The 18,670-nt window shown below is 69.2% G+C and carries 14 protein-coding genes and 1 pseudogene; 7 read left to right on the forward strand and 8 right to left on the reverse strand.

Features of this window, described 5'->3' with window-relative positions; all coding sequences use genetic code 11:
• Positions 1-34 precede the first annotated feature (34 nt).
• Positions 35-136: pseudogene (locus tag ACIP67_RS22195) on the forward strand (IS481 family transposase); the annotation flags it as partial.
• On the opposite strand, the gene ACIP67_RS22200 reads toward ACIP67_RS22195, so the two are convergent.
• The 3 genes from ACIP67_RS22200 to ACIP67_RS22210 form a co-directional block, all read right to left on the reverse strand.
• Positions 133-1,794 carry a serine/threonine-protein kinase gene (locus ACIP67_RS22200; RefSeq protein WP_401693912.1) on the reverse strand — a complete coding sequence of 554 codons (1,662 nt, stop codon included), beginning with the start codon at positions 1,792-1,794 and terminating at the stop codon, positions 133-135. The pseudogene ACIP67_RS22195 and the gene ACIP67_RS22200 sit on opposite strands and share 4 nt — an antisense overlap.
• A gap of 451 nt (positions 1,795-2,245) precedes the next feature.
• Positions 2,246-2,617 (reverse strand): BlaI/MecI/CopY family transcriptional regulator, encoded by a 372-nt coding sequence (locus ACIP67_RS22205; RefSeq protein WP_401693914.1) that lies wholly within the window; start codon positions 2,615-2,617, stop codon positions 2,246-2,248.
• A 283-nt stretch (positions 2,618-2,900) separates the two neighbouring features.
• A complete protein-coding gene (locus ACIP67_RS22210; protein ID WP_401693916.1) occupies positions 2,901-3,578 on the reverse strand; it encodes a LuxR C-terminal-related transcriptional regulator in 678 nt (225 codons plus the stop codon).
• A gap of 504 nt (positions 3,579-4,082) precedes the next feature.
• Between ACIP67_RS22210 and ACIP67_RS22215 the strand changes: the two genes are divergently transcribed.
• On the forward strand, positions 4,083-5,018 hold the full coding sequence (locus tag ACIP67_RS22215) for a M48 family metalloprotease (RefSeq protein WP_401693918.1): 936 nt from the start codon (positions 4,083-4,085) through the stop codon (positions 5,016-5,018).
• A gap of 101 nt (positions 5,019-5,119) precedes the next feature.
• Here the strand turns inward: ACIP67_RS22215 and ACIP67_RS22220 are convergent, their stop codons facing one another.
• From ACIP67_RS22220 to ACIP67_RS22235, 4 genes are all read right to left on the reverse strand, one after another.
• A complete protein-coding gene (locus tag ACIP67_RS22220) occupies positions 5,120-6,673 on the reverse strand; it encodes an ABC transporter ATP-binding protein (RefSeq protein ID WP_401693920.1) in 1,554 nt (517 codons plus the stop codon).
• Positions 6,670-7,389 carry an ABC transporter permease gene (locus tag ACIP67_RS22225; protein WP_401693922.1) on the reverse strand — a complete coding sequence of 240 codons (720 nt, stop codon included), beginning with the start codon at positions 7,387-7,389 and terminating at the stop codon, positions 6,670-6,672. Before ACIP67_RS22225 ends, ACIP67_RS22220 begins: the two co-directional genes overlap by 4 nt.
• A gap of 202 nt (positions 7,390-7,591) precedes the next feature.
• Positions 7,592-8,605, reverse strand: a complete 1,014-nt coding sequence (locus tag ACIP67_RS22230; protein WP_401693924.1) for an ABC transporter permease — start codon at positions 8,603-8,605, stop codon at positions 7,592-7,594.
• Positions 8,602-10,158: an ABC transporter substrate-binding protein gene (locus ACIP67_RS22235; protein WP_401693926.1), complete on the reverse strand. Its 1,557-nt coding sequence runs from the start codon at positions 10,156-10,158 to the stop codon at positions 8,602-8,604. Before ACIP67_RS22235 ends, ACIP67_RS22230 begins: the two co-directional genes overlap by 4 nt.
• Positions 10,159-10,550: 392 nt before the next feature.
• Between ACIP67_RS22235 and ACIP67_RS22240 the strand changes: the two genes are divergently transcribed.
• Genes ACIP67_RS22240 through ACIP67_RS22260 form a run of 5 tightly spaced genes read left to right on the forward strand, consistent with a single transcriptional unit; the run spans position 10,551 to position 16,343 of the window.
• The gene (locus ACIP67_RS22240) at positions 10,551-11,426 is read left to right on the forward strand and encodes a TauD/TfdA family dioxygenase (RefSeq protein WP_401693929.1); all 876 of its coding nucleotides are present in this window, start codon (positions 10,551-10,553) and stop codon (positions 11,424-11,426) included.
• 29 nt (positions 11,427-11,455) lie between these two features.
• Positions 11,456-12,481 (forward strand): ornithine cyclodeaminase family protein, encoded by a 1,026-nt coding sequence (locus ACIP67_RS22245; protein ID WP_401693931.1) that lies wholly within the window; start codon positions 11,456-11,458, stop codon positions 12,479-12,481.
• Complete coding sequence (locus ACIP67_RS22250; RefSeq protein WP_401693933.1) at positions 12,478-13,857, forward strand: Y4yA family PLP-dependent enzyme; 1,380 nt, start codon at positions 12,478-12,480, stop codon at positions 13,855-13,857. Before ACIP67_RS22245 ends, ACIP67_RS22250 begins: the two co-directional genes overlap by 4 nt.
• A 45-nt stretch (positions 13,858-13,902) precedes the next feature.
• Complete coding sequence (locus tag ACIP67_RS22255) at positions 13,903-14,931, forward strand: cysteine synthase family protein (RefSeq protein WP_401693935.1); 1,029 nt, start codon at positions 13,903-13,905, stop codon at positions 14,929-14,931.
• Between the two features lie 5 nt (positions 14,932-14,936).
• The gene (locus tag ACIP67_RS22260) at positions 14,937-16,343 is read left to right on the forward strand and encodes an MATE family efflux transporter (protein ID WP_401693937.1); all 1,407 of its coding nucleotides are present in this window, start codon (positions 14,937-14,939) and stop codon (positions 16,341-16,343) included.
• 354 nt (positions 16,344-16,697) lie between these two features.
• On the opposite strand, the gene ACIP67_RS22265 is transcribed toward ACIP67_RS22260, so the two are convergent.
• Positions 16,698-18,347 (reverse strand): carboxylesterase/lipase family protein, encoded by a 1,650-nt coding sequence (locus ACIP67_RS22265; protein WP_401693939.1) that lies wholly within the window; start codon positions 18,345-18,347, stop codon positions 16,698-16,700.
• Between the last annotated feature and the right edge of the window lie 323 nt (positions 18,348-18,670).

An 18,670-nucleotide genomic window follows, 5' to 3' on the forward strand; every position in this document is an offset into this window, starting at 1 on the left:
ATCATCACCTTGACTGCGCCAGACGATCACCGTCCCCGAATGGCTGCACACCTGCGATCACCACCGCGGACACACCGTGCTGAAGGGCCAGTCACCCGCCGGCCGCGTCCCCGACCTCTCAGGGCCGTACAACTAGGCCGCGTACCGCCAGATGGTCAGGTCTCCTTGGAGGAAGGCGAGGTCCGGTAGGGCGGTCGACTTCGTCTGGATCACGTACAGCCCGATGTTGCCCTCGGTGTCCTTCATGCAGATTTCGGTGCCGGCCGCCGCCGCGGCCAGCGGCCAGCTGTGGCTCTCGGCACTGTTCAGTAGGAGACGACACTCATCGAGGGTGGTGCCGTGCGCTCCGAACATCTGGACGAACACGGTGCTGTCTCCCGTCAGTTCGCAGCCGCTCGACTCGCAACCGAAGCGGATGTCGCCCTTGCGGTTCTTCAGCTCCGGCTCGGAGCTGTCGAGACTCAGCGAGTTCTTCGCGTCCAGCATCACCAGGGGAAACCCCTCCGGCCGCGGTACCTGCGGCGAGTCCGACGGTGACGCCGCGTCCCCGGATGCGCCGTCACCGGCCTGGCCCTCCGACGACTCCGAGGAGGGGCCCGACGACGATCCCGGCGCGGATGCCGACGACCGCGCGGCCGGTTCCGTGGCGGACGTCCCGGAGCCGGTCGTGTTCCGGTCGCCGAGCCGGTCCTTCGCGTCCATGAGCGACCATGCCAGCGCCACCACGAGCAACGCGCCTCCCGACACACCGGCGGCCGCGATCAGCGCCGTGCGCCGCCTGCGGGCCCTGCGCTCCTCCGGCGTCGGCTGCGGCCGCCCGAACTGCGGCTGCCGGTTCGCCGGGGCGGGCGCGGGCACCGGCGGCCGCGGGTGTACCGGGGTCGGTTCGGGTACCGGCGCCGGAACGGTGATCTCCGGCCCGGTGACCTCCCGCCACACGGCAGGCCCGCCGCTCCCGTCGGTGTCCGCCCCCAGCCGCTGCCGGCACCACTGCACGACCTCCGCCGGCGTGGCCCGCTCCGCCGGGTCGGCGGCCAGGCACCGGGCGAACAGCGGCCGCAGCGACTCGGGCAGCAGGGACAGTTCGGGTGCGGAGTGCACGATCCGGTACAGCACGTTGACGGCCGGACCGTCGCCGTAGAGCGGCCTGCCCAGCGCCGCGAACGCCGCCGTCTGGCCGAGCGCGAAGACATCGGCCGCCGCCGTCGTCTCACCCCCGGACGCCTGCTCCGGGGCCATGAAGGAGGGCGTGCCGATCGTGCCCCCCGTCGCCGTGTACGAGGTCCCGTCGGCGGCCAGCGCGATACCGAAGTCGATCACCCGTGGACCGTCGGCGGCCAGCAGCACGTTCGACGGCTTCAGGTCCCGGTGCACGATGCCCTCGGCGTGGATCGCCTGCAACGCCTCGGCCACCCCCGCCATCAGCCACAGCACCGCGGGCACCGGCAGCGGCCCGCGCCGGGTCACCGCCTCCGTCAGCGACGGCCCTGGCACGTACAGCGTGGCCAGCCACGGTGGTACGCCGTCCGCGTCCGCGTCGATCAGCTCGGCGGTGTACGCCCCGCGGACCCGTCGGGCCGCCTTGATCTCCCGGCCGAACCGCCTCCGGAAGTTCGGGTCGTCGGCCAGCTCCGGCCGCACGACTTTGATCGCCACGGGACGGCCGCCCTGCGTGTGCGACAGATACACCCGGCCCATGCCACCGGCACCCAGCCGCGCGGCAAGTCGGTAGCCCGCCACCACCGGCGGGTCGTCGGCCTGGAGTGGCTGGAAAACCTCCGTGGCATGGCTCATCGGCTCTGTACCCCCACTGTGATGCTTTGACCAACGCCAGCAGCCTAGACGGAGATTCGGTACAGCCCGCTCAGCTCTCCCTCGTCAGGACCGGCTCCCGTACTCCCCTGACCAGCCCATGACGGCGTAGTCCTCAGCGACGGTGTCGTGGAAGGTGCGGAGGGCCGTCAGGGCGCCCTCGGCGCCGGCGCCGTCCTGGAACGGCGGCAGCAGTCGGCCGAGCCGGTCGTAGGCGCCGGCCTCGACCGATCGGGACGCCGGAGTAGCAGCTCCCTTGACCGATGTGGGTGCGGCGGTTCGTCTGCGAGGAAGAATTCTGCGAGCGCATGACCTTCGCCGAGCAAGTACCCGGCCTCACCCGCAGGTTCGGGCTCTCAGCACCCCTGGCCCCTTACGGGACAGTCGGCGAAGGAGCACGTTCCGATGCCGGCAGCGAACGGCCCGGATCAGCTCAGTGTCCGTTCTCGTCCAGCAGTCGCCTCAGTTCCGCCTCGTCTTCACTTGTCAGTCCGTCGATGAACCGGGCCAGGACCGTGTTCCGGTCACCGTCCTGGTCGAGTTCACGGTGCATTCGGCGGGCGGTCAGGCCGTGGGAGTCTTCGACAGGGAAGTAGACGAACCCGCGATGGGCGGGACTGCGGTCGATGACACCCTTGTCGTAGAGACGTGCCAGCAGCGTCGCGACCGTAGTCCTGGCCAGCGGTTGCGGCATCGCAGACCTGATCTCCGCGGCCGACTGTGGTCTCCCCGCCGCCCAGAGTGCAGCCAGTACGCTGGCCTCCAACTCTCCGGCAGGCCGACGCTCAGCGTGGCTTTCAGCCATGGCCCCTCCCCTCTCTGTCCTCGGCGAGCTGTGCGCAGCACGGCAGAGGCGTTGCCGGCCCCTGGGAGCAGAGCAAGCCGCCCCAGTACTCATTATCGGGGGAGATCCCCCGTGCAACCACGGGCTGAAGTGCAACAGGGGGCCGACTCGGGTGGTTGGTGCGAAGACGATGTCGTCCGCTACTCGGAGACCACCCGCCGTGACCGGCCCCGTCTGCCGAGGGCGGAGCGCCAGGCGTTCCCCGCCCCAGGGTTCTGGCGGTAGCCGACGAGCACGAGGACTCCTATTCTGCGTCGCCTGTGCTCACGAGGCCGACTCGGTGGGCCTTCGCGACGAGTTGAGCGCGACTTCTGGCATTGAGCTTGAGCATGGCGCGATTTATGTGTGTCTTTACCGTCAGATGCGAGACGATCAAGCGATCGGATATTTCCCTGTTGTCCAGTCCGAGAGCAGCAAGGGCTACCACCTCTCGTTCTCTCGGGGTGAGGTCGCCCAACCTTCCGACAACTGCGTCATGGGCGCTGACGTGCGCCAAGGGGAAGACCTTGTCGAGCACATAGCGTGTCGCGGCGGGCGACAGAAGTGCGTCACCGCGCGCAACGGCTTTGATGGTGTCGACGAGATGATCCGCGCGGTTCTCGGTCTCGAGGAACCCGCTGGCTCCGGAGTTCAGAGCCCCAAGCACCCAGGTCTCCGTGATGTGGTCGGCCAACATCACTACGCGAACGGCGGCCGCCCATGGTGCGTGTGTTATCTGACGCGATACCTCGATACCATCGATCCCTGCCGCGTGAGCGTGCACGAGGACGACATCCGGTCGCAGGTCCCGAGCCAGTCGGACGCCCTCGATTCCGCTTTCGACCGACGCGATCAGTTCGATCCCCGATGCGCGTTCGATAAGTTCCTTGACTCGAGGATGCCCGGAATCCCGGCCATGAACCAGCAGTACACGGAGCATCATCTACACCTTCGCTGAGTCAATCAAGACGCTAGGAATGTGCACAGGTGCGTGATTCGCCTCACGCCGTTCGGTGTCGCCATTCGTCGTACCGCTGCCCCGGTGCGCAGGTGCACCGAAGGGAAATGTTCGAAAGCCCCCGGAGTCCGGACGCCGTCCGAAGCTCGGTGCGAATCCGGCGAAGTGAAGGCGGGTGCGCCTAACGAGCCGGAATGGGCACCCGCGATTCCGGCGAACTGGGAATTCCTGTACCGTGGGCTGCGGCAACTGACCGTTCAAGCGGGGACATTCGGCGCGACCTTCCGCAGGGTGGAGCAGGGACTGTCTACAGCCTTGTGGACAGTCTACTGCACTGTAGTCGAAGTCGGGGGTGAGTGTGCCAGGTGTCCTGCCGGGAAGAGCGGATGCGCCGCCAGGTCTGCGAGGCCGACAACTGGGCCATGTCGTCTGCCGGTTGGATGCATGCGCGGTGAGTGTGTGCTGTCTCCTTGCATTGAAGGGCTGTCGATGCTGACTCCGTTGTTTCTCGTGCCCTTGGTGCTGCCGTTCGTGCTGTGCCTGGCGACGAGCCGCGTGTTGGAGCGGGCGCGACCGAATGCGGCACTGTGGATCCTCACGGCGACCACGCTCGTCTCGGCCTTAGCCAGTGTCGTCTCACTGGGCGCCCTGGTTCTGACTGGTTTGTACCTCGTGCCGGCCTTCGCGGAGTTCAGTCGTTTCGTCCGCCATCTCTGCACGCCGTCGGCCCAGGTGATGAGCGGGATGGCGGTCCTGGCCGCATGTGCTCTCGCCATCGGAGGCCTGAGGTTCGGTTATTCCGCTGTGCGGCACACTCGCACGCTTCGGGCCGCGCAGCGGCAGGTGGCGCGGCTTCCCGTGGTGGGAGATCTGTGCGTTGTCGGTTCGCCCCTGCCCGACGCGTACGCGCTGCCCGGCCGGCCGAACCGCATCGTCGTGACCGCGGGCATGCTGCGCAGTCTCGGGGCGGCGGAACGGGAGGCCCTGTTCGCTCACGAGCGCGCCCACAATGCCCAGAGGCACCACTACTTCCTCGTGGTCGCCGAGGCGGCGGCCCACTGCCATCCCGCTCTCCGCAGGGTGCGCGCGGAGATCCGTCTCGCGGCGGAACTCGCGGCCGACGAAGCTGCGGCCAGGGCCCTCGGGGACAGGAAGCTTGTCGCCCTCGCCGTAGCGCGGGCAGCGTTGGCCAGCCATGACGCGGGCCCCAGCACACGGCCCTACCTGGCCCTCGGGGCTGCGACTGGTCCGGTTTCGCGCCGCGTGTCCACCCTCCTCGAACCATCGGCGGCCCCTTACGGGCTGAAGCCTGTTCTCACGCTTCTTCTGGCGCTGGCCGTTCTCGTCTCAGCCGGCACGACTGTGGCGGCAGTGCTGCATCTTCGCCATGAGGTGGGCGAGGCACAGGGCGTGATTCCCCGCTGACTCGTTCAGGAACACGGTGACGCCTACGCGGCTTCCTTCGTCCGCCTTCTCGGGAACACGACGCTCGGGCGGCGCCCCATCTCAGCCGGCGTGAGCGCGACCTAGAGACGCGCGCGCACGAGTTCGTGCGTGGCCGCGTGCTGGGGATCGGCGAAGACGACTGCTGTGCAGCCGGACTCCACCACGCGTCCGTCGGCAAGGACCGTGACGGTGTCCGTGCGTTCTCGTACCAGCGGCAGATCATGGCTGATGACGATGAGCGTCATGGCCCGGTTCTCGCGTAGTTGCTGAAGCAGGTCCATGACCGCGTCGCCAGTGCTCTGGTCGAGTGCGGACGTGATCTCGTCGCAGATGAGGATGTCGGGCTCGGCCGCGAGTGCTCTGGCGATCGCCACCCGCTGGCGCTGGCCACCCGACAACTCGTGCGGATACCGGCCGGCGAAATCGGCCGGCAGGCCGACCTGGCTCAGCAGGTCTTCGACGGCCTGGTCGAGGCTGCCCGAGGACACCCGGCGATGCAGGCGAAGGGGCCTGGCCACCTGCGAACCAACGGTACGGCTCGGGTTCAGCGCGCTGAGCGGGTTCTGGGTGATCAGCTGGACGCGGCGACGCTGCCCCTGGGTACGGCGCCACATGGCCAGGGGCAGAGCTGTGCCGCCGACCCTCATGGTGCCGGTCCGACTCCGCTGGAGACCGACGAGCGCACGGGCCAGCGTCGTCTTGCCGGAGCCCGAGGCCCCGACGACGGCCGCCGCCGAGCCCTGAGCCACAGCGAGGTGGACGCGGTCCAGGACAGGACGTCCCGCAGCCCTGCGGCCGAACGTCACGCTGAGGTCGCGCACATCAAGGGCGGGGACTTCTGCGGCACCCGTGTCCGAGACTGGATTCGCCGGTGTCAGGCGGGGCACCGCGACGGGGCCCGAGCCGTGCCTCCTTCGGTCGTCCTTGGCTGCGCCCAGCTCCACGACCTCGTCAGCGAGTCGCTCGACGACATCTGCGTCGTGCGAGGTGAAGGCGACGGAGAGGCTGTGCTCGTGGGTGAGGCGGCGCAGCAATGCGGCTATCTCGTCGCAGAGCGCCGGGTCGAGTCCGGCCGTGGGTTCGTCCAGGAGCAGCAGGGCCGGTTGTCTGGACAGGGCCCGTGCCAAGGCGACACGGCGCAGCTGGCCTCCCGAGAGCTCCCCCGGACGGCGGGAAGCAAAACGGTACTCGGTCGGCAGGCGGACAGCCTCCAGCAGGTCGCGCGGTGTTGTGGGAGCAGGGTCCGTGCTCAGCTCCTTCAGGAGCGTACGGACACGCAGTCGGGGATTGAGCGCCGAAGCGGGATCCTGGCCGACGTAAGCAATCTTGGTTCTACGGATCTCGCGGCGTGCGGCTTCGTCCAGCCCGAGCATGTCGTGGCCGAGTACGTGGACATGGCCGGCCGAGTGCTGCGTGCCGGAAGGCAGGTGGCCGAGCAGCACACGGAGCAGCGTCGTCTTGCCTGCGCCCGACGTGCCGGTGACGGCGACGATCCGGCCCGGGTTCAGGGTGAGGGACACGTTGGTGAGCAGACGGCGACCGTCCGATGCAGTGACGCCGAGCGCGCTGACCTCGGCTGTCGGTGCGCAGCGGCGGGTGTCTTCGTCGCACCGCTGTTCGGGGGTGAGGCTCACAGCAGGGTTACCGCCTTCCGGCCGGTCTGCGGAGCCAGGGCAGCCGCCGCGAGGTTGACGCTCAGGGCCAGGAGTCCGACCGCCGCGCTGGGGGCGAGGACCGCCCAGGGGTTCAGGAGAATCCCCGGTGAGTTCTCCCGGATCATCAACGCCCAGTCCGCAGCGGGTGGTTGAGGGCCGACCTGGAGGAAGCCGGCCATGGAGACGACGTAGACCGCCTCGACGAACCTCAGCCCCAGCACAGCGAGAAGGGTGGCGCGCAGGTTGGGCAGAACTTCACGTACAACGAGGAACCAGAGCCGTTCGCCGCCGGCAGCGGCCGCCTCGACATAGCCGGACCCGGCAACGGGCGCGGCTGCATGGGCTACGAGGCGCACGGCGTAGGGCAGCCCCAGGACGATGGCCGCGACAGCAACGGCGAAGCGACCGCCGCCCGGCCAGGACAGGGCGACCACCATGATGCCCAGCACCGCAGGAAGGAGGATCAGCACGTCCGCCGCCCGCTCGATGACGCGGCCGACGGCCGGCCGCAGGGCACCGATCGCTCCGATCACGGCAGCGGCTGCGGTGACTGCCACGGCGATGAACAACGCCGACAGCACGAGGTCGCGACCGCCCGCCAGCACTCTGCTGAACACGTCGCGGCCGAGCTGGTCACCGCCGAGGAGTGCCCCGTCTCCGGACCTGGCGAAGGGAAGGGTGACGGGCTCGGCCACAGCACGGGGGGTTGTCCACGGTCCGACGAGAGCGAGAATGACGAGCGCGGCGGCGGGAAGGACCCGGAGCAGGACCGCCACCGCGGAGGAATGCCGCCGCGTCCGGAACGTGTCCTCGCCGCGATGGCCTGTCAGCGGCTTCAACTGCGGCCTCCATCAATGCGTCGGGGCGATGGGACGAAGCCGGTGGGACTCTGGGGGGTCATCGTTGACCCACGACCAGCAGGTCACGCAACAGGTCGGCCGTCAGCAGCACGACGGTGATCACCGCGCCGGCCAGCACGGTCACGCCGGCGATCACCGGGGTGTCGCGGTCGGCGATCGCCGAGGCCAACACGGCTCCGACGCCGGGATAGTTGAAGATGGTCTCCACGGCGACCGCTCCTCCCAGAAGTACTCCGGACGAGGTGGCGAGCCCCGTGGCGATGGTCGGCACAGCCCCTGGCAGGACATGGAGGAGCACCACTCGACGGGGCGACAGGCCGTCGAAGACGGCTGCTTCGACATACGGGGTGCGGGCCTCGTCGGCGAGGGCCGCACGGGCGATGCGCGTGTTCCAGCCGGTCTGCGGAATCGTCAGGGACAGAACCGGAAGAATCAGCATCGTCCAGGAAGCAGGGTCGCCGTCTCCGTCGGTAAGAGTGACTGCGGGCAGCCAGCCGGTCCACAGCGACAACACCAGGACGAGCCCGACGGCGACAACGAACTCGGGGACCGCGAACACGGCGGTCGACGCATGGGTGATGATCCGGTCGAGACGACCACCGGGTCGAAGTGCCGCCCATGACGCGAACGTCAGTGACAACAGCGCCGTCAGCAGCAGGGCCGATCCGCTGAGCACCAGCGTGTTGGGAAAGGCCGTGGTCAGCATGTCGGCGACGCGCTCGCCGTGCGCGGAGGTCCCCAGGTCTCCGGCCGGCAGGCCGGATATCCAGTCCCAGAACCGTTCCAGGACGGTCCTGTCGAGACCGAGCATCTCCCGCCGCAGGGCCAGGTCCGCAGCGCTCTCTCCACGCTCCGAGGTGGCGTCCGCGGCATCGCCGGGGAGCAGCTCGACACCGATGAAGACCATGGCGAGAAGGGTCGCGAGCAGCACGATGCGTTTCAGCACGACGAGGCCGGCGCGGGCCGCGATCCACGCGAGTGCGGGCTTGGCCGGCCTCCCCTCGGCAGACGTTTCCGGGTGAGCGGCCGGCGCTCCGATGTCCGGGATCAACGGGACAGCCATGCCTTCTCGAGCTGGACGCGGCCGTAGCCGGGCAGGGTCGGCAGTCCATGCACCGTGGAGGCCGCGAGATCGACGCCGTCCGCCATGCCCCACAGCAGGTAGCCGGAGCTGTCGTACTCGATCTTCTGCATCTGCTGGAGCAGTCGCGTGCGCCGGGCGTCGTCGGCGGTGCCGATGGCCTTCTCGTACGCCGTGTCGAAGGCGGTGTCCTTCCAGCCCGCCTCGTTCTGCCCGCTGTCGGAGACCATGGTCTTGCTGGCGAAGAAGACGACCGAGTCGTTGGTGCCCCAGTAGGTGGTGTAGAGGTCGCCCTTGAGCCAGGTCTTGTCCCAGAAGACCGCAGACTCCTGCTTGACGACCTTCACCTTGACGCCGGCCTCACGTACCTGAGTGGCGAAGAGGGTGGCCGACTCGGCGAGTCCGGAGATGTCCTCGGTGGTCATGAGCTCGTAGGTCTTCGAGGTGTCGAAACCCGCCTCCTTCAGCAACTGCCTGGCTCTGACGAGGTCACGGGTGCGCTGCGGGAGGCTCTTGGCGTACGCGGGGTCGCCGGTGCCGAGGATGTCGTTGGCGACGGTGCCGTAACCGGACAGGACCTGCTGGACCATGGACTCGCGGTCGACGGCCAGGCGCAGGGCCTCGCGCACTCTGGCGTCGGAGAAGGGACCATCGGCGGCGCGCATGACGATCGGCATCGCCATGTCGTTGGGGCGGCGGACGGTCTGGATGCCGCTGCGCGTGCCGGCCGTGCGGGCTGCGATGGCACCGGCGTTGGAGGCGACGTCGATCTGACCCGCGAGCAGCGCGTTCGCCATGGCCTGCGGGCTCTCGAAGATTTTCACCTCGATGGCGTCCAGGTACACGTCCCCGCCGTACCAGGAGTCGTTGCGCACCAGACGGGCGTTGCCGCCGCGGAACCAGTCGAGCCTGAAGGGTCCGGTGCCGGGTGCCTCCGCGATGTCCCTTTCGGTCGTGCCGTCGGGAATCACGAACGTGGTCAGGCGTGTGAGCAGCGGGAGTTCGGCGTTGGCGTAGTCGGAGACCAGGACAACCGTGTCGATGCCCTGTGCGGTGATGTTCTTCGCCTCGATACCGGGCAGACGGGAGGCCCCGGCGGGGGTGGCACGCAGCCTCTTGAGCGAGAAGACGACGTCCTTCGCGGTCACCGGGGAACCGTCGTGGAACGTCGCATCCTCGGCGATCTTGAACTTCCAGGTCTTCAGGTCGGCCGACGGCTCCCACCTCACGGCGAGTCGGGGCGCGGTGTTCGGTGTGGCGCCAGGCACGGTGAGCGCGTCGTGGACGAGGCTGATGATCAGGTAGTCGCTCTCGTTCGACTGGGTGCCGTGCGGGTCGCGGGTGATGGCACTCGCGCGACCGAGGGCCCCGACTCGCAGGGTGCCACCCTTGCGAGGCCTTGCGGATCCGCCGCCAGTGGAACCGGCCGGCTCGGCGCCGTCACCGCTGCTGCAGGCAGTCAGCGCGGACACCGCGGTCAAAGTCGTTCCGGCCCAGAGCAGTTGACGTCTCGTCAGAGCCACTTGATCCTCGACTTCCCAAAGCGGACATTCACTTACTTAGGTATGCCTACCCTAAGAGCTCGTTCAGCGGCAATACTCCATGTGGAGTACTGCACACCTCTGCGTATCCATCTAACTTAGGTATGGCTTACCTGAGCTTGCCGACGGGATGTGTAGCGGATCGCGACCCCGAGACCCGCACCCTCTGCCGCCGATCTGCCCGGTCCGCCCTCGTCCGGCCTTTGCCTGCCGCAACTCCGCGCCCCCGCACGCGCCCCACGAATGGACGGTTGATCATGCCGACGGCAGTCACACCTGTGCGCCATCTCCACCCACATGCCGTAGACGAACTGACCGAAGCGGCTCACACCCTGCTCTCCGCTCACGGCGGAGACCCCCGCTCCTCCACTCTGATGCGCCAAGTCCCCTCCCTCGGCGCCGCGTTGGGTGCCGACATCCGGCACGCCTGCCGTCCCGTGGACACCGCCGCCGGACTGTACGTGGTACGCGGTATCCCTGTGGACGACGCGACGATCGGCCCCACGCCGGCCCACTGGTCCACCGCGGGCGCCTCCGGGGCGGTCTACGACGTGGCCCTGCTCCTGCTCGCCACCCTGATGGGCACCCCCATCGCCTGGGAAGGGCAGCAGGACGGCCGGTTCGTGCACAACATCGTCCCCTCTGCCGGTCACGAGGAGGAGCAGACCGGAGCCAGCAGCAGTGTGCTGCTCAGCCCGCACACCGAGGACGCCTTCCACCCCGGCCGCGCCCACCTGCTGATCCTCGGCTGTATGCGCAACCACGACGCCGTCGCCACCACTGCCGCGTCCATCCGGCAGGTCGAACTGTCTGCTGAGGACGTCGAGTTGCTCAGCCGTCCGGCCCTGCCCATCCTCCCCGACGACGCCTACGCCGAAGCCCGGGCGTACACCGGGTCTCCTCCGCCCGTGCCGACGCTGTGGCGGTCGCCGACCGGGATGACCCTGCGCTTCGATCCCGCCTACACCCCCCTCGACCAGGCGCCCGAGGAACACCGTGCCGCCTACGAGCGTCTGTCGGACGAACTGGCCAGGGTCTCCATCGCCATCAGCCTGGCGCCTGGTGACGTCCTCGTCGTCGACAACGATCTCGTGGTCCACGGCCGGGTCCCCTTCAACGCCCGCTACGACGGCACCGACCGGTGGCTCAAGCGGGCCTCCGTCCGCGTCCCCGGCCGGCGCACCCGCCCGCCCGCCGAAGCCGCCGAGCACGGCTACGGTCAGGCGGCCCTCGAAGCGCACGTGAGCTGAACATCCACCCCGCGAAGGAGGAATCACTCATGTCCGACACCTCGGCCGCTCCCGTCGGCGCTCCGGTCTCCGGCGACGACACGCACCTGCGGATCCTGTCCACCACCGACCTCGCCGGGATCGAGATATCGCTGGTCGACGTGGTGGCCACGGTCGAAGGCGCCTACCGCACGCTCCACGCCGGCCAGTCCGACAACCCTCGCAAACTGACCGTCAAGCCGCAGGACGGGCACTCCGTCTCCTATGCGATGCTGGGCAGGGACGGCTCCCGCAACGTCGTGGCGATCAAGACCTCGTACAAGCACGGCCTGGACAAGGGCCGCGAGGAGCAGCACTACTACACGGCGCTGACGGTCTACGACGACGTCACCGGGCTGCCGGTGGCGATGATGGACTGCTCTCGCATCGGCTCGCTCCGCACACCAGCCGTCTCGGCACTCCTCGCCCGGGAGTGCGCTGCCCCCGGCGCACGCTCCGCACTGGTCATCGGCACGGGGACCCAAGGGCGCCTCGCCCTGCCGTTCCTCCTCACCACACTTCCCGGCCTGGACCGGCTGACGGTGTTCGGCACCCACCTCGAGGGCATCGCCGCCGTCCGCGAACAGCTGCGCGCCCACTTCCCCGACCGGGACGTCGAGGTGGTCACCGATCTGCGGGACGCCGCCTCGGACGCCGACGTCATCGTCGCCACGGCCGGCCCCCACACCCCGGCAGCCGTCGAAGCGGACTGGCTCAAGCCCGGCGCGCTGTCCGTCCTCGTCGGGCACGGGCTCGCGCCCTCGACACTGCACCAGGCCGACCGTGTCATCGCCACCAGCGAAGCCCAGATGAACGTCACCGGCACCGACATGGCCGACGCGGAAGGCAAACTGCCCCCGGTCGACACGGAGTTCCCACCAGTGATCGCCGGAATCACCAGCGGTCGCGTCAGCGGTACGGAGCGGATCTTCGCCTACAACAGCGGTCTCGTCATCACCGACATCGCACTTGGCCACCGCTTCTCACAGCTGGCCATCGCCCAGGGGCTGGGCACCGAGGTGCCGCTGTGGCGGTGACCGTCTCAGCAGGCACCCCCCTGCGTCATCCGACACTCCCGGCGCTGCCCGACCCGGCCACCAGCGCGGTGCTGGCCAGCGGGATCCTGCCCGAACTCGCCTACGCCTTCGACGGGCCCTTCCACTTTCTGCTGCCCGACGCCTTCGACGCCAACCTGCGCGCCCTGCACGAAGCCCTCGCCGCAGCCGGTGTGGACGGCTACGTGTACTTCGCGAAGAAGTCCAACAAGGCGGCTGTCTTCGCCGAACGCGCCGCGGCGCTCGGCGCCGGGGCCGATGTCGCCTCCGTCGGTGAGCTGCGCGAGGCGCTCGGCCACGGCGTGCGCGGCGAACACCTCGTGGTGACCGGACCTGCGAAGGATCCACACCTGCTGCGACTGGCCGTACGGCACGGCGCGCTCATCGCGGTCGACGCCCTTGACGAACTGGACACAGTCACCACCATCGCACTGAACGGGCAGGCCCGCCCTGCCCGTGTGCTCTTGCGCGTCCTGCCGTCCGCTCAGCCGCACAGCCGGTTCGGGATGACCGAGGACGAACTGGCCACTGCTCTGGACCGCTGCGTGACAGCGGGCGATGCCCTGCGCATGGAGGGCTTCAGCTTTCATCTGTCCGGCTATGCCCTCCAGCCCCGCGCCGACCTCGCCGTCCGGCTCGCCGGCCTGTGCCACGCGGCGCGTGTCAAGGGACTGGAAGCCAGGCGCATCAGCATCGGCGGCGGCCTGCCCATCAGCTACACCGACGCCGACACCTGGCACACCTTCCTCGCAGACCAGCGCCCCAGCCACTACCACGCCGAAAAATCGTTCCGGAGCGGCGACTTCTACCCCTATCACTCACCGATCTCCGGAGCTGACGCTCTGGCGGCGCTTCTGGCCACCTGCCCTCAGGACAGGGACACCTCCTTGGCCGGTGTCCTCAGGGACACGGGGTTGGAGCTGCTCCTCGAGCCCGGCCGCGCCCTGCTGGACCGGGCCGGAGCCACCGTCTTCACCGTCCAGGGTGTCAAAGACCGTGACGGATACCGGCTGCTGACCGTCGACGGTACGAGCCTGAGCCTGTCCGAGCAGTGGTTCAACAGCGAATACCTCCCCGACCCCCAGCTGATCCCCCAGCGACCCGACGCGCCCGCCGGGGTGTTCCCCGCCAGTGTGGGCGCGGCCACCTGTCTGGAGTCGGACATGCTCACCTGGCGCAAGGTCGCCTTCCCGCATCTCCCGCGCATCGGGGACCTCCTCGTCTACCCGAACACGGCCGGCTACCAGATGGACTCCAACGAGTCGCCCTTCCACGACCTGCCCCTGCCTCCCAAGATCGTCATCGACCGGACCGACCGCGTCCGGCCGCGCTGGCGCCTGGACCGCCACTTCACCTGACACCGCCCGCTCGTACCCGCACCCCCCGCCCAACAGGAGCATTCAATGCCCGGAGCCCTTCAGCGCCCCGCCGTGGTCTCGCGCATATCCGACCTCATCGGATGCACCCCCCTGCTGGAACTCGCCACCACCGAGACCGGCAGCCGTCTGCTGCTGAAACTCGAGATGTACAACCCCACCGGAACCGCGAAGATCCGCATGGCCCGCGCCATGGTCGACGCCGCCGAGGCCGCGGGCGAACTGCGCCCAGGCGGCCGGATCGTCGAGTCCACCTCAGGAAACACCGGCCTGGGCCTGGCGGTGATCGCCGCTGAACGCGGCTACACCTTCACCGCCGTGGTCGACCACCACGCGGCCCCCGGCAAACTCCGCGGCATGAAAGCGCTCGGCACCGAACTCGTCTACGTCGGTGGCGACGGCACCGAGGAACTCGCCACCGCCGCACGCGAGGACCTCGCCGAGGACATGGCCCGCGGCCAGGACAACACCGTCTTCACCGAGCAGCACAACAACCTCGCCAACGGCGTCGGCTATTTCCCCGTCGCCCATGAACTCCACAAGGCCCTCGACGGCGACATCGGCGTCCTGATCGGCGCCGTCGGCACCGGCGGCGCCCTGTGCGGCACCGGCCGCGAGTTGACCCGACTCATGTCCGACTTCACCGTCATCGGCGTAGAACCCGAGGGGTCCATCGCTTTCGGCGGCCCCGCCCACGACTACTACCAATCCGGCACCGGCACCCCCGAGGGCGCCACGATCGGCGCCCTGGTCGACTTCGACCTGATCGACGAAGGCGTCAAGGTCGGCGACAGGGAAGCGTTCGCGACCTGCCGGGCCGTCGCCCGCACCGGCCTGCTCATCGGCGGCTCGGCCGGCGGTGTCGTCTACGAGGCCCTGACCCGGCTGTCCGACCTGCCGCCCGGCACCACTGTGGTCGCCCTCGTCAACGACGGTGGGGAGAAGTACATGGACACCGTCTTCAACGACGACTGGATGAGCGCACGCGATCTCCTGAGCCCCGCCATCGAGCGGGAGGTCGACGAACTCCTCACCAAACTCCGCAGGAACCGGTAGACCTCATGCTCACCACCCTCCTCCGCGACAGCCGCGCACTCGGCGCGCTCGCCGTGCCGCTCATCCTCACCCAGCTCGCCCAGGTCGCCCTCACGACCACCGACGCAGTGATGATGGGCCTGCTCGGCACCACCGAGCTCGCGGCCGGCGGCCTCGCCATCGTGATCTTCAACCAGATACGCACGATGGGCGTCGGCCTCATCACCTCCGTCGGCAACCAGGTCGCCGCCGCCGCGGCCCGCGCCGAGCAGGCAGCCGGCGGCACGGACGGCACGGACGGCACGCAGGAACCGGCACACGACGAGACACGGGCGATCGTGCGCGCGAGCCTGGCCATCGCCACCCTCGCCGGGGTCACCGGCGCCCTCCTGATGATCCTCATCGGGCAGGCGCTGACCTTGCTCGGCCAGGACGCCCAAGTCGTCCACCTCACGCGGAGCATGCTCCACGCACTCGCCCCCGGCCTGTTGCCCTGCCTGTGGTTCCAGGCCGTACGTCAGTTCACCGTCGGGATGCGCCGCCCGCAGGCGCTGCTCCGGATCACCATGGCGTCCATCGCCGTGAACGCGGGCCTGAACTGGATCCTGATCCACGGCGCGTTCGGACTTCCCCGCCTCGGACTGACCGGCGTCGGCATCGCCACCTCCACCGTCCACCTGCTGTCGTTCCTGGCCCTCTGCCTCGCCGCGAAGAAGGACACCTCGCTCGCCCCGCTCCTCACCTTCCGCATCACCCGCACAGACCCGGCCGCACTCAAGCGCACCCTCGGCCTCGGTGCGCCGATCGCCGCCACCTACGGCTCGGAGGCCGGATTCTTCTCCGTCACCACCTTCATGGCAGGCTCGTTCGGCCCCGACGCACTGGCCGCGCACACCGCCGTCAATCAACTCGTGCACATCGTCTTCCAGGTGGCCGTCGGACTGTCCCACGCGGCGTCCATCAACGTCAGCCGCGAACTCGCCCTCGGCAACCACGACGGCGCCAGACGCATCAGGAACACGGCACTCGTCTGCGCCGCCGCCGTCATGACCTGCGTCGGCATCCTGTACCTCACTGTGCCGCGCCTCGTGCTGGCACCGTTCCTCGACACGGGTTCCGGCGAGGCACTCACCATCGCCACCCACCTCCTGATCGTCACCGCGTTCCTCCAGTTCTTCGACTGCGCCCAGAACATCGGCGTCGGACTCCTACGCGGACTCGACGACACCACGAGCGGCTTCCGTATCACCCTCATCGGCTACTGGGTCGTCGGACTCCCCGCCGCCTGGCTTCTGGCCTACGCCCTCGGCCTCGACACCCTCGGCATCTGGCTCGGCCTCCTCACCGGCCTCGCCGCCACCGCCACCCTCCTGCTGCGTTGCTACAGCGCCGCTCTCACCACCACCCGGCCCGTCGCCGCGACGGTCGCCTGAACCGGACACCGGGCATCCGCCCGAGCTGCCGTCTCGGTGTGCGCCGGCTGCTCGACGCATGACCCGGCTCCGCAGCCGCCCAGCTGGTCACCAGTGGCCGACGCTGCATCCCTCTCCTCGCGGCGCACTGGTTCCTGGATCCACGACGTCACGGCCACCCACCGACCGGCTCGCTCAACTGCTTCGTCCGGGCATGAAACCTGACGGGCGCTTCAGGCGGAGTGAACCTGACCGGCGGTTCGAGGAAACGCCGACCCCGCCGCGCGGCGTTCCGTCCCCGTCACGGGAGGGTGACGGGGACGGGCGCGGCACATGGGGCGTGCCGTCGAGGACGGGTCGGCCCTCGCTCTGGGGTCAGTATTCCGTCGTCCGGGACTGCAGGTAGTCCTTGAGGAAGGTCCACTTGGCCTGCGAGTCGGCGGAGTCGATCACCCCGGTGGTCGAACCCAGCTCCAGGGTGATCGGCTTGCCGGTGCGCAGGGCGGGCCAGGCGGGCAGCCCGCGTCCGTTGGGGTCACCGTGGGCGGCGAAGTTGACCAGGTAGGAGGATGCGGTGTCGGCGACCCTGTGGTCGACCGAGGTCCAGGGACGGGACGAGGTGGCGTACAGGTTGCCGAACATGTAGTAGATCTCGGCACCGTGATAGGCACCCACCGTGCCCGTGCCGACGATCGGGTTGGTGGTGTCCGTGCCGGGCGGGACCTGGCTGAACCAGTAGGTGAAGACCGGGCTGTGGTTCAGCGCAGCTGTCTTGAACTGGGTGCCCCACAGGAAGGTGGAGACGCGTTCCTCGTCCCGGCAGTAGGCGTTGTACTGGTCCGCGGCCTCGGCGTCCGTGGTGGCCGGATACAGCTTGAGGAAAGCCGCCGCCCGGTCGCCGAAGGTCTCGGCGGCGAACAGCTGGTAGGCGGCGACGGTCATGGTCAGGGTGGGCGAGGCTCCGTTCTCGTCCTTGTTGTTGCCGGTGAACACGGGAATGTCGTACTCGGTTCGGGCAGTCATCGCCCCGGTGTAGGTGGTGGGCAGGACATAGCCGTCGAGGACGTTGCCGAAGGCGGTCGCCGCGGCGGGCGCGTCGACGGCGTACGTCTTCGCTACCAGGTCCTCGGCGCTGATCGCGCGCATCTCGGACAGCGAGGTGGCGCCCAGGTAGTCCTGGAAGGCGGCGCCCACCGCTTCGGCCGTGGCCAGGGGCTCGTAGCCGCCGGCCACGTGGCCGAGCGAGGGGTCCTTGGTGTACTGAACGCCGGCCCAGAGCGCGCCGCGGTTGAACAGGCCCCGGGCCAGCTTCGAGATCATCAGGATATTGACGAAGGACGAGCCGTGCGACCAGCCGGCCAGCGTCACCCGGTCCGGGTCACCGCCGAACGCGGCGATGTTCTCCCGGATCCACTTCAGGCAGGCGACGGTGTCCTGCGCGCCCCAGTTACCGGAGCCGCCGTGCCCGCCCTCGGCGGTCAGCGCGGGGTGCGCGAGCCCGCCGAACGGGCCCACCCGGTGGTTGAAGGTGACCACCACGGCGCCCTTGGCGGCGAGGTTCGCGCCGTCATAGATCGGCTGTGAGGCCCACATGGCGGAGTTGCGGCCGCCGTAGATCCACACGATGACCGGACGGCGTTCCTTCGCCGACGCCGCGGCCGTCCAGATGTTGAGGTTGAGACAGTCCTCGCTCAGCTCGGGCACGTCCTCGGCGGCGATGCCGGTCACCGGCTGCGGACAGGCCGGCCCCCAGCTGTCCGCGGCGCGCACCCCCTTCCAGGACGGTGCGGGCTGCGGCGCCCGCCACCGGTTGCGGCCGGCCGTGGAAGCCGCATACGGAATGCCCTTGTAGACGGTGACACCGGACAGCGCGGCGCCCACTCCGGTGACGAGACCGGACGCGGTGCGCACCGGCTTCGCCGGGTTCCGGGTCGCGGTACGGAGGGTGGGGGTGGCGGCCGCGGCGGGTGCCGCGCCGGCGACGCCCAGGGCGCCGCCGACCGCCAGGCCGATAGCGCCGCCCATCACACGGCGGCGTCCCACGGCTTCCGTAGGGCCGGACCCGGGGGAATCGACCAAGTCTGTGGTTTCAGGAGCAGGGAGCACACAGGCCTCCGTAGTCAGGTGGGGATCGACGGTCGCGGGACGTCCGATTGCTGCGACCGGGGCTCATGCTGTGAGGCACCGCGGAGGCGGGCAAGTCCTGAGGTGCGCATTCTCAGGGAAGCCGACGCAAGCATTGCGTGCGGCGAGAGAGGGATGCGTGGCGTCGCGACGGGGCAGCCCGACCCCCGACCGCTTGCCTGTGCGAGGGAACTGACGGGCCATTTGAGAGGAACGTTGTCTCG

Origin of the sequence: Streptomyces sp. NPDC088812 (assembly GCF_044750285.1) — a bacterium.
In the GTDB taxonomy this organism is placed as follows: Bacteria; Actinomycetota; Actinomycetes; order Streptomycetales; family Streptomycetaceae; genus Streptomyces.